General features: G+C 47.6%; 13 protein-coding genes and 1 pseudogene. 4 read left to right on the top strand and 10 right to left on the bottom strand.

Going from position 1 to position 13,477, the window contains the following annotated elements:
• Positions 1 to 27: 27 nt before the first annotated feature.
• Positions 28 to 570: an NAD(P)H-dependent oxidoreductase gene (locus tag WFJ73_RS12510; protein WP_336773376.1), complete on the top strand. Its 543-nt coding sequence runs from the start codon at positions 28 to 30 to the stop codon at positions 568 to 570.
• On the opposite strand, the gene WFJ73_RS12505 is transcribed toward WFJ73_RS12510, so the two are convergent.
• Both WFJ73_RS12505 and WFJ73_RS12500 read right to left on the bottom strand, forming a co-directional pair.
• Positions 571 to 768, bottom strand: a complete 198-nt coding sequence (locus WFJ73_RS12505) for a hypothetical protein (protein ID WP_336773375.1) — start codon at positions 766 to 768, stop codon at positions 571 to 573. It abuts the gene before it with no gap.
• Between the two features lie 12 nt (positions 769 to 780).
• On the bottom strand, positions 781 to 1,500 hold the full coding sequence (locus WFJ73_RS12500) for an RNA polymerase sigma factor (RefSeq protein WP_336773374.1): 720 nt from the start codon (positions 1,498 to 1,500) through the stop codon (positions 781 to 783).
• 166 nt (positions 1,501 to 1,666) lie between these two features.
• Between WFJ73_RS12500 and clpP the strand changes: the two genes are divergently transcribed.
• Positions 1,667 to 2,251 carry an ATP-dependent Clp endopeptidase proteolytic subunit ClpP gene (clpP, locus tag WFJ73_RS12495; RefSeq protein WP_336773373.1) on the top strand — a complete coding sequence of 195 codons (585 nt, stop codon included), beginning with the start codon at positions 1,667 to 1,669 and terminating at the stop codon, positions 2,249 to 2,251.
• Between the two features lie 188 nt (positions 2,252 to 2,439).
• Here clpP and WFJ73_RS12490 read toward each other — a convergent pair whose 3' ends face one another.
• From WFJ73_RS12490 to WFJ73_RS12465, 6 genes are all read right to left on the bottom strand, one after another.
• Positions 2,440 to 2,808, bottom strand: a complete 369-nt coding sequence (locus WFJ73_RS12490) for a YrdB family protein (protein ID WP_336773372.1) — start codon at positions 2,806 to 2,808, stop codon at positions 2,440 to 2,442.
• 271 nt (positions 2,809 to 3,079) lie between these two features.
• Positions 3,080 to 4,279 carry an MFS transporter gene (locus WFJ73_RS12485; RefSeq protein ID WP_336773371.1) on the bottom strand — a complete coding sequence of 400 codons (1,200 nt, stop codon included), beginning with the start codon at positions 4,277 to 4,279 and terminating at the stop codon, positions 3,080 to 3,082.
• 16 nt (positions 4,280 to 4,295) lie between these two features.
• Positions 4,296 to 5,105 (bottom strand): HAD family hydrolase, encoded by an 810-nt coding sequence (locus tag WFJ73_RS12480; RefSeq protein ID WP_336773370.1) that lies wholly within the window; start codon positions 5,103 to 5,105, stop codon positions 4,296 to 4,298.
• A complete protein-coding gene (locus WFJ73_RS12475) occupies positions 5,098 to 5,874 on the bottom strand; it encodes a DeoR/GlpR family DNA-binding transcription regulator (RefSeq protein ID WP_336773369.1) in 777 nt (258 codons plus the stop codon). Before WFJ73_RS12475 ends, WFJ73_RS12480 begins: the two co-directional genes overlap by 8 nt.
• Positions 5,875 to 6,084: 210 nt before the next feature.
• Positions 6,085 to 6,261 (bottom strand): hypothetical protein, encoded by a 177-nt coding sequence (locus WFJ73_RS12470; RefSeq protein WP_336773368.1) that lies wholly within the window; start codon positions 6,259 to 6,261, stop codon positions 6,085 to 6,087.
• Between the two features lie 1,052 nt (positions 6,262 to 7,313).
• Entirely contained in the window at positions 7,314 to 7,988 is a 675-nt protein-coding gene (locus tag WFJ73_RS12465) for a hypothetical protein (RefSeq protein ID WP_336773367.1), read from the bottom strand.
• A gap of 82 nt (positions 7,989 to 8,070) precedes the next feature.
• Here WFJ73_RS12465 and ant(6) point away from each other — a divergent pair.
• Positions 8,071 to 8,936 (top strand): annotated as a pseudogene (ant(6), locus tag WFJ73_RS12460) (aminoglycoside 6-adenylyltransferase).
• Here ant(6) and WFJ73_RS12455 read toward each other — a convergent pair.
• A complete protein-coding gene (locus tag WFJ73_RS12455) occupies positions 8,906 to 10,291 on the bottom strand; it encodes a sensor histidine kinase (RefSeq protein ID WP_336773366.1) in 1,386 nt (461 codons plus the stop codon). The pseudogene ant(6) and the gene WFJ73_RS12455 sit on opposite strands and share 31 nt — an antisense overlap.
• Entirely contained in the window at positions 10,284 to 10,934 is a 651-nt protein-coding gene (locus WFJ73_RS12450) for a response regulator transcription factor (RefSeq protein ID WP_336773365.1), read from the bottom strand. Before WFJ73_RS12450 ends, WFJ73_RS12455 begins: the two co-directional genes overlap by 8 nt.
• Positions 10,935 to 11,110: 176 nt before the next feature.
• Between WFJ73_RS12450 and WFJ73_RS12445 the strand changes: the two genes are divergently transcribed.
• A complete protein-coding gene (locus tag WFJ73_RS12445) occupies positions 11,111 to 13,459 on the top strand; it encodes a glycoside hydrolase (protein ID WP_442955944.1) in 2,349 nt (782 codons plus the stop codon).
• Positions 13,460 to 13,477 lie beyond the last annotated feature (18 nt).

Here is a 13,477-nt window from a genome sequence, read left to right as displayed (position 1 = left end):
GATACTCCACTTGAAAGGAAGATTCTCATGAACATTTTGGTTATCGTTGCTCATCCCGAGCTGACTACCTCCCGAGCCAATAAAGCTTTATTGCAGAGGCTTAATAAGAATCGAGAAAATATTCATATTCACAAGCTCTATGAGCTCTACCCGGATTGGAATATAGACACGGAGAAGGAACAAGCACTCCTGCTGCAACACGACCGTGTTGTTCTTCAATTTCCCTTCTATTGGTACAGCTGTCCGCCGTTATTGAAAAAATGGTTCGACGATGTAATGAAACCAGGCTGGGCATATGGCACAGGGGGTAACCGTCTGGTTGGCAAAGAGTTTCTAATCGCCACAACTACCGGCGGAACGGATAATTCTTACCGCTCAGGCGGAGACAATCAGTTCACAATCAGCGAGCTTTTGCGTCCGATCGAACGTACCATTACCAAATGCAGCGGTATTTATCTCCCTGCCTTCGTAAGTTATGCCGTTGATGCTTCAATGGACGAATGGCTGGAACAGGAAGCGATCCGTTATGCCGAGCATATTCGAACCCCTATGCCTGTGCTAGCGCATTAATCAAGATGCGGCAAGCCTTCGTTTGCGGATCATGCTTGCGAGCAGGAAGACAATCGGAAGGCCTACGATAAATATCGGGAAGATATACTTGATCCAAACAAAGTTCGCGAAATCAAGCAGACCAAGTAAGTTGGCAGGCGTTATTCGTAATAAAAAAGAAGCATTGCCTGTGTAGGCAGTGCTTCTTCGTACATTCATTCCTATATTTCATTAGGCTGCCTGCATCATTGACGGTACGGAATCGCCACGGCGAGCTTGATTCGAGGCTGCCCGAAGTCTTCTGCCTTGCAGCACCGCAATAGCCGGCGCCGGTTCCAGCTCTCCTTGCTGCACCAACGTAAGCATTGCTTCAATATCGCCGCCTTCATAGGCAATAGCAAGCGCACGCAAGACATCCCGCAGCCCTTCCTCGTTCGGAACAGGCAGCGAACCTGCCTCAACAGCCCGCTTGACTGACGGCAACGCGGCACGGGCCCGGTGCAAGGCAGCTTTCACTGCGCCCGGTGTTAGACCTAATCGTAATGCCGTCTCTTGAGCCGAGTACCCCATAACATCCCGCAACAAAAAGACAGCCCGTTGAAGCGGAGACAGAAATGTCATAAGCGCCTGCATGACCAGTTCCGTTCCGATCCGGCTCTCATCCGGCATGGTATAATGCACCGCCGATCCTCGGACGGTTTCCAACATCCGTGCATGTGTCGTCTGCCGTCTTATTCGGTCAATCCAGGTATTACGCGCAATGCGAAGCAAATAAGCTTCAGGATTGGCATGCTCCTTCAGCTGCGCCGATTCCATGACTTTAACCCATGCCGTCTGCGATAAATCTTCTGCTTCCATACGGGATTTGGTTAAAGACAGGCAATAGCGGCCGAGTACTTGTTGCAGCCTTTCCAATTCTATATGCTCTTTATCCATTGTTGCTTCAGTCATATCGGACACCTCCGCTCTTTCTTATTATACGCATCCTTAATTCAGTAAACGAGTGAGCTCGCGAAAAAGATACGCCTTAATAAAATAAATTTTACATCGTATCTTTTCGTATCCCCTTTTCGTTTGCCGAATTGTAAGACATCAAACAAAGGAAAGAGGGATTACGATGAGCAGCTTTATCCCCTATGTAGTCGAACAGTCCAATCGCGGAGAACGTTCGTATGATATTTATTCCCGGCTTCTGAAGGACCGGATTGTCTTCCTGGGCTCAGCCATCGATGACCAAGTTGCGAACAGTATTGTAGCACAGCTCTTATTTCTTGCCGCCGAGGACCCGGATAAAGAAATCAGCCTGTACATTAACTCTCCCGGGGGCTCAACAACAGCTGGCTTTGCGATCTATGACACGATGCAGTATATAAAACCCGAGGTTCATACGATTTGCGTAGGGATGGCTGCTTCGTTTGCGGCTATTCTGCTTCTAAGCGGTGCCAAAGGCAAACGGTTTGCCCTGCCTAGCAGCGAGGTCATGATCCACCAGCCGCATGGCGGCGCTCAAGGCCAAGCCAGCGATATCGCAATCAGCGCCAAGCGGATCCTCGATACGAGAGCCCGGTTGAATCGGATCGCTGCCGACCGTACCGGTCAGCCTCTTGAGAAAATCGAGAAGGACATGGATCGCGATTATTTCCTCTCCGCCCAGGAAGCGCTTGACTACGGGATTATCGATCAGGTTGTCCATACGATTTGAGGATGTGAAAAGGCTGCCATAAACGGCAGCCTCCTATATTTTAGAACCTTGGTTTACCATTCTTCTCTTGCGTTCATACGATTCAGTTCGTCTTGAAGTCCTAACTTTTCCATTTCTGATACCACCGCTTCTTTTATTAATTCTGGGAATCCTTTACTTTATCGACAAAATTGAAAGGGATTTGAAGATTATTCTGAAGTTCCATCTACCTTATGCAAATTCAAAAGGAAGACGGCTGAGATGATAACGATGGCAACGATCAGAAAGGCAAGACCCAGCTTCTCGTGCCCGGTTAAGTATAATGCAGCCGAAGCTGCTAAGAAGACGACCAGTTTCAGGGCCGTTCTTACCGGGTAGGAGAAAATGGCCACAGATGCTTTTGGCGATAGGAACTTTCCCCAGAGAACCGCGAGAACAAGTGGCGCTGCCACTGCTAATAAGATACTAAAGACGCTAACGGACTGCAGATGATAACCCCAATAACCAAACACGACAAACGTGGCAAGCTCGAGCAGAAAAAATGCCGCAAGCAAAATGCCCGTACTTAACCCTTTCATTACATCCCCACCTTTTAGAAAAAAACTACCTTGTTTTTCCATTTGCTATAGTCATTCTATCACCTGTATGTAAAATTGGAACAAAAAAAACCGGAAAATGCGGCTTTATCAACCCCACCGGCCCGCAACCGATTACGATTACGGTATCCCCGTCTTTACTCCCGCATTGAAAACGCTCCAGTAGTTGTGCCCGCATTTATGTTCTTATGGAAAAAGAAAAGGTTACCTGAAAGACGTTCGAGCTGTTTATCAGGCAACCTTTATTAATCCACTATGAACTTAAATTTTTAATCGCTATTTGAGCTGCTTTCGTTTGCGCATTCCTTCTAATCATGTAAAGACACCCCAGCAGCAGGAACGAGCAGGCAGCAACGATAATCAACGTGCTGGATGTTGATATCCGGTCCATACACCACCCGATAAAGAGTGGCAGAATAGCCCCGCCAATTCCTCCCGACGCAATCAGAATGCTGGTGATCTGCTTCGTATTCCCCTCGAAAACACTATTTGCATATACAATCAGAATCGCGAAGATCCCCGATAAGAAGAGGCCGGTTAATAAAACAAGTGCAAACGCGTGGATTGGATGTTTTACAGCCGGCATGCAAACGAGGCATAACCCGGCACCTATTGCACTGAGGAGCAAGAAACGGTTGTACCGAACTCTCTCGGCAAGATAACCGGAGAAGAATCTCCCGATAATCATAGCGACCCAAAATAAGGTAACCGAAAGGCTTGCGTTAGACGCATGAATGGAGAAATGCTTGGAGAAGATCGACGGCAGGAAATTAACGAGGCTTGTTTCCAGGCCTACGTAAAGGAATACAAACAAGATAAAATAAACTAGCGAGGCTAAGGGAATCGGAGTTTTTTTCGACTTTGGAGTAACGTCTATTGTAAGCGATGAATGGATGGATGAAGAATCCATTCCCGGAGCGTTCATTGCTTTTCTGCTCCAGAACAGGAGATTGACCAGACCTAGAACTGCAATTACGCCAAACGACCACTCCCAGCCGGCTTGCGCAATTAATACGCTCGAGATCATAGGCATGAATAAAGCGCCAACTCCAAAAGCAACCTCCAGACGACTCATCGTTACCGCTGCTTGATCGCTAATCTCCAGTAAATAAGTGCCTAACGCCGTCTGAGTCATTCCGAACCCGCAGCCATTCAGCACGGCGAGTATAATAACCAATGCCCATATCGGACTAAAGAAAAGCGAAGCTTGCGCCATGACGAGAAAAAGCATTCCCAGCCAAATCGTTCTCGGGTATCCGAAAAGTACGGTTAGTCTAGGAGTCAGGACAACTCCGAGGAAAAAGCCGGCGAATTGCGCGAATACGAGCTGTCCGCCGCTGCTGTAGCTTTTATCGTAGACCTGAAGCAGTTCGGGAAGCAAGGCGCCAAAAGCAACAGTTGCCAGCCCCACCAGGAAGTACGCTAAACAGCTTAACCAAACGATTCGTTTCATGCTCTCATCCCCTGTCCTAGTTCGCGATCGACATGGTGTTGTAGGCAATGATATGATCGATAGCTTCAGCAACGGATTGAACAACCGAACTCGCCTGTTCGCGGATTTCATTATGGCTTTCGATCATTGCAAAGCTGTGCGGTGTTAAGGCAAACATCGAAAGATCGTTAAATGAGTCGCCGATGCATGCGATTTCATCCGGGGCAATTCCCAGTTCCCGAATCAGGAGCGATATACCCGTGCCTTTGGAGACGTTAAGCGGCATAATATCCAAACAATCTTTATCGCTGATAAATGTCTCAATCTGCCCGGCAAACTGGCGGTTCAATTGGGCTTCCAGCTTGCTCAGCTTACCCAATTCTCCGAAGCAAGCGAGCTTACTGCAACGGAACTCATCGTTTGCCAGAGCTTCCTCCAGTTCTTTATGAACAGAGCTTTCCGACATAATACGTTTCTCGACGGAACGGGAAACTTCATTATCCACCCTCGCATAGTAAGAGTCGTCCGTGCAATGAACGAAGCTTATGAATTCCTCGCTAGGGATCGCTTGAAGCAACTGCAAAGATAATTCGGGCGCAAAATCCATCGCACCAAGCAGGCGCTCGTTATTCAGCCGGACGGTTGCCCCGTTTTGACCAACAGCATGATATTTATTCGGGAATGGCCGCATAATGACGGTAATCTCGGCATTCATCCGGCCGGATGCGATACATAAATCGAGACCACTTTCATAAGCTTTTCTTATCGCGTGGCGATCCCGCTCGTTAATTTGTTTGCTTTTATCCAAGAGCGTGCCGTCCAAATCACTGACAATAAGTTTAATCATCCAAATCCTCCTCCGATACGACGCGTAGTTCTACATGATGCTCCGCAAGCTTCTCCATCATATCCCGGTCAGGCTGCTGATCTGTAATCAGGAGATCAATGGCGTCTAAGCCCCCGATTTTATAAAACATCTGTTCGCCGAACTTTGTATGATCCGCCAAAAGAATGACCTGATTCGCTTTCTTCATCATCTCGCGTTTAACCACCCCATCCTCCACATCGGGATAAGATAAACCGTTTGCCGTTATTCCGCATGCGCCAAGGAATAATTTATCCACTTGGTAATCCGCCAAATTATCGATCGTCGCCTGGCCAAACAGAAAGCGGTGTTTAATATTCAGCTCCCCGCCCAGCAGATACGTCCTTACGGCATTTTTCCGCGACAAGGCATCTGCAATGTCAATGGAATTCGTAACGGCAACCACTCTTTCTGCCGTAATGTGCTCGGCGGTGAACTGTACGGTTGTTGAAGCGTCCATCATAATATAGTCGCCATCTTTTACAAGCGATGCGGCAAGGCGTCCGATATCGCGCTTGACGTCGGAATCTTTGACAAGCCGATCCTTGTACTCGAATACCTCCCTCGACTTCTTTGGCAGTACCGCTCCCCCATGCGTTCTGAGAATAAGACCTAGCTCCTCCATCCTCAGCAGATCCCGGCGTGCCGTATCGCGGGATACGTCGAACTTCTGGCACATGTCTTTGATATCGATCCGCTTGTGCTGATTCAAATGCTCCATAATGGCATTGATTCGTTCTTCCTGAAACATAACCTCTTTACCACCTCTTCCGGATTTTCTCAAACACCTAAGCCGTCATGCAACATTATATAAGTCATTGTATGACTTAGTCGTCTTTTATGCAACATTTTATTAAAAACGCACGATAACGACTTAACTTTGCGTAAAAGAAAAGACAACAGCCGATTGATCGGATGTTGTCTTTCTTTAATAACCCTATTGCACCACGCCTTCATCCTATCACAATCTTCCGCTTCGCTTTTCGTCCAGATAAATATCTAATGCCGCAATTCCCCGAATCAAGAATTTAATAATAAGATAAAGAGCGTATAATCCCATAAGGATAAACAACCCATATACGACAACTAAAATCATTGGCAGAATAGCAAACATGGAAAAGACGCTTTCACTAGACATTTATATCCTCCTGATTTTTAAACTTATGATGCCTCAAGCTTAACACAAATGAGGATATTTTTTCCTTATTTTTTCCGAATGGAAACCTTTATCATATTATTCCGTCTATAAAGTTATTCATTAACCGATGAACTATGGGAGTTGATTAATATTGCTTTCCATTAAAACTCGATTTGCTATAATAATCCTTACTCTTATGATTATGGCGGATCTGCTCATCTATCTTCTTTATACGTATAACTATAAATTCTCCATGTTTCTCACCACTGGCGTTACCTATCCGCTACTTATCAATTTAGCTGTTATGCTCATATTCATTTTCCTTTTACCCAGGTTAAGATGGCTGACGATTCTAACAGCATTCCTCCTCTTAGTTCTATTCTTGGGATATTTGTTTTTTCACAAGCTATGGAGTTATGAGTATTATTCGCTTACTTCACCGCAAGGAACGAATAAAATTTATATCGAACAAAGAACGGCAACCTTAGGCGAGACTAATTACTTCTATAACTTTTACGAAAGCGAACCCTACTTGAATGGTTTAATCATCAAAAGATTGAATGCGGAGGAACTGCATCTTATTAGCAGCTCTCCTTCCATAGATAACGCCTTACAACTTACCGCCCCTACCTGGATTTCTGAGAACACCATCTTATTTCACACGATTGACGGAGATCATCCTGTTAGTCTTCATTCTCATTGAATCTCAAAAAGCTCCCCTCCATCAAGGAGAGGAGCTTTAATTCCTCATTGGTATGCATCCATCGAGCCTATCCGCGAGTGTTTGAACGGCAGCGTTGGCCGCTTCGATGTCTTGAGCGTTTGATCCGCCGCTTCACCTCACTGAAATGACTTCCTATCTCAATACTATTCTTCTTCGTAGAATAGATGCCGAGCGGTAATCCTCTGCCTATGCCAAATAAGCCGCACTTCCCGTGCGGCTTCCAGATCATTCCGATAACCTTATGGCATTTTCATCCGTTTGATTGTCTTTCCACAGGTCATAGGGTTTCAAATACACAATCTCATCGGCCAAACCCGCTATATATTTCTCATCGCTTACGGGTACGATCACTGACGCACCGGATTCTCTTAGAACGCCAAGCAACTTCCTGCCCAACTGCCCTAGAAGATAATAGAGACCATGAGGTTCGATCCAAGGAACGCAATATAGCTTTTTCTGCATAACCAATCGCCATAGAAGCTCTCCATCGCTCGCTGCTGTTGAATTCAAGGGGACGATAAATTTTGCCCTGATAACGCTTTGGTTTGTCTAATCCGGATAACTCGAACAACCCGGCGATTTGCTCTAGGTTTAACGGGTTCCCGCTCCGCTTAATCCCCTCGTTGATCTGGTCAGCGACAGAACGAACCCTTCTTATTTGCCATGTAAGCGGACCGGGATAGGTATTGTACTTGCGATACGGAAACTCGGCAACCCCTTCGCCTACGTAACAAGAAATTTGTTTTAAGATATCATTGTTTACGGGGTTATCATCCAAGGTTATGATCGAGTGGGACATATCCAGACATTCCGACAGCAGCTCCTCTCTTCCGGCTAGAAAATAACTGAGGAGCCAACCTCCGCTGCCAAGGGACCCAACTAATCCATAAATTTTGCCGGGTTCAATGGTTAGATTGAAATCCCGAATGGAGTCGATCATCGAATGCTGATGGAAAATCGTTGGCGTCGAACTGCTATTTAAGTTCCGGATCTGGATCTTCATGTTCGTCCCCACCACCTTTTACCCGAGTTTCCCAGTCATTTTTATTTTATGCGATAACGCTTGACGAAAGGAAGATAGATGGATGAGAAGTGAACAGGATATGATGAAGATGTTTGTGGATTTTGCAGCGAATCATAAAAAGATCCGAATAGTTACGCTGGAAGGCTCCCGAACGAACAAGAACATCCCCCCTGATTTGTTTCAAGATTATGATATTTCCTTCTTTGTAACGGACATGGATGCGTTTAAGGAGAATGACCAATGGCTGGATACCTTCGGCAAACGCCTTCTAATGCAAAAGCCCGAAGACATGGAATTATTCCCGGCGGTGCTTGGCAATTGGTTCTCTTATCTCATTCTATTTGAGGATGGGAACAAGCTAGACCTCACTTTGATTCCCGTTGATGAATTGGAAGAGTATTTTGCCAAAAGCGATGGCTTGGTCGAGGTACTGCTCGATAAGGATAAACGCATCCGGGAGGATGTCATTGCAACGGACCAGCAATATTGGATTAAACGGCCGACTGCAAGGGAATTTGACGATTGCTGCAATGAGTTTTGGATGGTCTCCACTTACATCGTAAAGGGGCTGGCGCGAAGGGAAATTTTATTTGCCGCCGATCATCTTCATGAGATTGCTCGGCCTAATCTGCTCAGAATGATGGCATGGCAGATTGGCGTTGAGCGTGGCTATACGTTTAGCGCGGGGAAAATTACAAGTTCATTAACCGGTATCTCCCGGCGGATGACTGGTTGGCTCTCCTTACAACCTATTCTCAAAGCAGCTATCCGGATATGTGGAATTCTTTATTTACATGTTATGCGTTATTTCGTAAATACTCGATGTCCGTAGCTGCTGCTCTCGGTTATCCCTACCCGGATTATGACGAAGCGATATCGACTTACGCGGGGGAAATTTATAACTCCATCACACCCAACGAAAAATAAAACTCCACTGTTCCATCCTGCGCCACATGTCCGTAATTCGCATGATGCTTCTGCAGTATGGATGCGGTGATGGACAGACCAAGTCCTGTGCCGCTCAATTGTTTGCTGCGGGATTCTTCCAAGACGAAGAAAGGCTCCCATACCTGCCCCCACTTCGCTTCCTGGCTTGTATCCGTTTCATTCAAAATGTTGAAATGAACGGCGGACGATTGGACTTCCGCGGCAACGCGGACCCACTCCCCCTCGGCATATTTCAATGCATTGGAGAGCAGATTGCGCAGAACGGATTCGAGCTTGCGGCTGTCCGCCATGACCCAAGCTTCCTCGGGAAGCTTATCGTCCAGAATCAGCTCCATATTCTTATGACGAAAGGCTGCGCGGTAATCATCAATCGTTGTTGTCAGCAGCCGGTGGAACTCCGTTGGCATAAGCTCGTAAACTTCCGTCTGAAGCCTGGACAGTTCGAGCAGCTGATCGATCATCCCTGCCATATGCTTCGTTTGGCGTCCGATGACTTCGGCGTACGTACCATCGTCAAGCCCGTCCTGAATACCCGCCGCATAGGCTTGAATCAAGGACAACGGAGTTTTCAGCTCATGCGAGATATCGGCTATAAACGTCCGCAGATTCGCGTTTCTTGCCTCCAGCGACTGCTGCGAAGCTTTCAGCTTGTCGCTCATCCGGTTGATGCTGCCTGCCAAAGACTCAATCTCATCCCCTGTCCGGATTTCCGCATGAGTGAAGGATAATTCGGCAATGGATTTAGCCGTATCGTTCAGCTTCGCCAGCGGTTTCACGATCCTTGCCGTATACAAGGTTGACAGGACGATCAACAGCAGCAGCATGCTTGCCCAAATATACAGATTAAACCGGTTCACGATCCCAATGGTCTCCTTCGAATAGGAGATCGACTCTCCTACCGCCAGTACGTTGCCGCCGGAAGGCAGGAAATTAACCAGGAAGCTGGATTTCAGCTTAGCTTGATCATAGAGCTTGTTAACCCGGCTGCCCGCCCGCAGCAAAGCGATATTTTCTTCGCTTAACCAGAATTTGCTTAACGTAATTCCCTTCAGGTTCAACTGCCGCAGAATCCGGTCGTTTAGGTCATCCGTGTTCTGAGCCAAGCTTGTATAGACTATCGTCACGTCTCTCGCCTGCTCCAGCTTCGGGATCGTCGAGTCGAGCGCATCAGCCGGCACACTGGACAGCTCGTCCGTCAGGGATGCCAGCTTCTCTTTCTTCTGATATAAAAAATATTTCGGCAGAAAATAAGTATTCATCGCAAAAGTCAAAATAAATACCGCCAGCAGCGCCAGGGTAATACGGGTAATCAGCTTATAGCCGAGCTTACTCATCCGGATGCTCCTCCAGACTATACCCTAAACCCCGGAACGTCTTGATCCGGGTCTCCCCGATCTTCTCCCGCAGCCTGCGGATATGGGTATCCACCGTCCGGTCATCCCCGTAATAGTCGAATCCCCATACCTGATCCAGCAGCATTTTACGGGGGACGATCTGACCCTTGTTGTGGATGAGATACTTCATTAACTGGAACTCCTTCAAGGTTGCCTGCACATCGTTGCCGTTACGGTATATTTTCTGAGCCTCCATATCCACCACCAAATCGCCTGAACGCAGCTGAGAGTCCCAATTCAACAATTTACAAGCACGGGCGATTAACACTCGGGGATCAAATGGCTTGCGCACATAGTCGTCCGCACCGGCATTTAGAGCATAGAGTTCGTCTTCCGGTTCGCCTTTCGCCGTGAGGAGCAAAACCTTAGTCCGGCTGACCTTCTTGATCTCCTTGCATACCTCTACCCCGTTCACCTTCGGCATCATCCAGTCCAACACGGCAAGATCCACCCGATGCTCGTAAAACAACTCCAGCGCTTCTTCGCCATCCCCGGACGTCAGCACGTTAAATCCTTCTTTCATAAAATAGCTTTTTAAAATTTGCAGCATCATCGGCTCGTCATCGGCCAGCAGCAAGTTCATAGGTCACCCACTCTCCAGATATCAGTCTTGCCCATTCATCGGCTTTGTTTTCTACTATATAAAAATCAGGTGACGCGAATGTGACGAACCGCCACGCCTGGCATTTGGCACATTGCTGTAACATTCATCCCGTAGACTGACCTCGATTTCGCAAATGAGAAATGGAGGAATAAAGCTTGAAATCAAAATTGACGTGGATGGTCACCACTACTCTGTTAACCGCGTTATTAGCCGGATGCGCCAACAGCGGCAACAACCAGACCCCGCCGAAAGAAACAGGGACGCTAGTTCCCATTCAGAAAACACCGCTTCCCGGTGGCGAGCCCTTTGAGTTCGAGGTAGACCCCGATACCTTCGCGCTTACCATTATCAAAGACGGAGTAAGAGAACAAGCATCTCTGCCGCTTCCAAAGTCGCAGGTAACGAATTTGATCAAGAACGGCAACTCGGTATCCTGGACCTATCCCGGCAAAATGAACATCTCGATCACCAAGATGGATCATTATCTCGATATTCAGCTGGAATCCATCGGCGCCGAATCCTTCGAGTGGCCGATTGTTCAAGCGGACAGCTACATGCTGCCTCTTGGGGAAGGCAAGCGAATTCCCGCGGATGACAAGGATTGGAAGACATTTCTTCACGATCAGACCTACACGTTCAGCGAGTCGTTCTCGATGGATTTCTTCGCCTTAAACAATAAGTCGTTCTCGATGGTTTATCTGGTCAACAACAAATTTAACGACGAGGTTCACTTCGACACGGATCCTTCGGTGCAAATGCAATTCTCGCATGACTTTCCTACGATTAACCCGGACAAAAGATACGGCTTCCGCCTTTATGTAACGGGCAATGATCCCCAGCAGGTCGTTCAGCCCTATAAAAACAATGTGATCGAAAGCGGCAATTTCGTGACCTTGGAGCAGAAAGCCGATCAAAATCCGAATATCCGGAAGCTTTACGGAGCGCCGCAAATCTACTTGTGGAGTCCAAATATTTTGACCGACGAGAATGTAAATTGGCCGAAAATGAGAACCGTACTTAATGGCAAGCTAGGCGCATGGCTTAAGCATCTGATGGATGAAACCGCGGACGGCAGCAGCGAGCTCACCGATACGCTTAAGCAGGTGTCCGGCCAGGATGATATGGATAATTATCAAAAAAAGGTTGTGTTAAGCGCGCTTAATCAGGCCGTCCGAATGAAAGACTTCTACTCGGCCGAGATGTTTCCGGATACGGGCAAAGAAGCAACCGCCCTTATTCAACAAGGCGTGTCCAGCCTAAGCGAACAAAAGCTGTATGAGCTGAACAAGCTGCTGTTAAAAGACAGCCTAGGTGACGCGGCAGCCGATTTGAAGGATTGGGGACAAGCCGGCTCGACCGACTTGATCAAAGCCATGCACGACTCCGGTATCGATAAAGCCTGGATTGGTCTCTCGAATTGGGCGGACGGCTTGATCAATCCGGCCATGGTGAACGAAGCGGCAAGCGACGGTTATCTTATCGCCCCTTATGATTCCTACCATTCCATTCAGGAGAAGCCGGATCCATCCTGGAATACGGCTTCCTTCCCGGATTCAACTCTCTACGAGGAAGCTACCATTACCCGGAAAGACGGCTCGAAGGTAGCCGGTTTCCTTAACCGGGGCCGTAAGCTTAATCCTACATTAGCCTTGCCAAGTGTCAAGCAGCGCGCCGAGAGCATTCTGAAGGAAGGGATTGCCTTTAATTCCTGGTTTGTCGACTGCGATGCGACGGGTGAAATCTTTGACGATTACTCCCCTGCCCATCCGACGACGCAGTCGCAGGATCTGGACGCACGGCTTCAAAGGCTAAGTTATTACGCGAAAGACATGCAGATGGTCGTTGGCTCCGAAGGCGGTAACGATTATGCCAGCGGCGTCATCGCCTACGCGCAAGGGATAGAAAGTCCGATTATCGCCTGGGGAGATCCCGATATGCGCGATAACAAAGACAGCGAATATTACGTTGGCGGTTATTATGCCATGTTGGGGATTCCGGAACGCTACGGCAAAGCCGTGCCGGTAAAACCGTTGTACGATAAAGTGTATCTGGATCCAACCTATTCTCTGCCCCTCTACAAGCTGGTTTACAACAACTCCGTTATTACAACCAATCATTGGGAATGGAGCAGTTACAAAATCAAATATGCCGAAGCGGAACGGATGCTGTATGAGCTCTTGTACAACGCTCCTCCCCTTTACCATTTGGACGAGGCGGCATGGAAGCGGCAGCAAGCCAGCATTACCGGCTTCCTGAAGGTATGGTCACCGTTCCACAGTAAGGCCGTCACGCAAGAACTGACGAAATTTTCGGTATTGTCCGATGACCGTCTCGTGCAGAGCGCCGAGTACGGCGATCAATTAAAGGTTACCGTCAATTTCTCCGATAAAGATTTCGCCGCGCATGGTCAAACGGTAAAAGCCAAATCGGCCGTTATTACCGAAGACGGAAAAACCACGGTTTTTGATGCTCAGGCTAATGCAAAGCTATTAACGGCGAAATAGTCACGCAAAAAAGCTGGC

Source organism: Paenibacillus sp. MMO-58 (assembly GCF_037146255.1).
In the GTDB taxonomy this organism is placed as follows: domain Bacteria; phylum Bacillota; class Bacilli; order Paenibacillales; family Paenibacillaceae; genus Pristimantibacillus.
The sequence above is the reverse complement of the archived record's forward strand: the minus strand, read 5'-3'. Positions and strand labels throughout refer to the sequence as shown.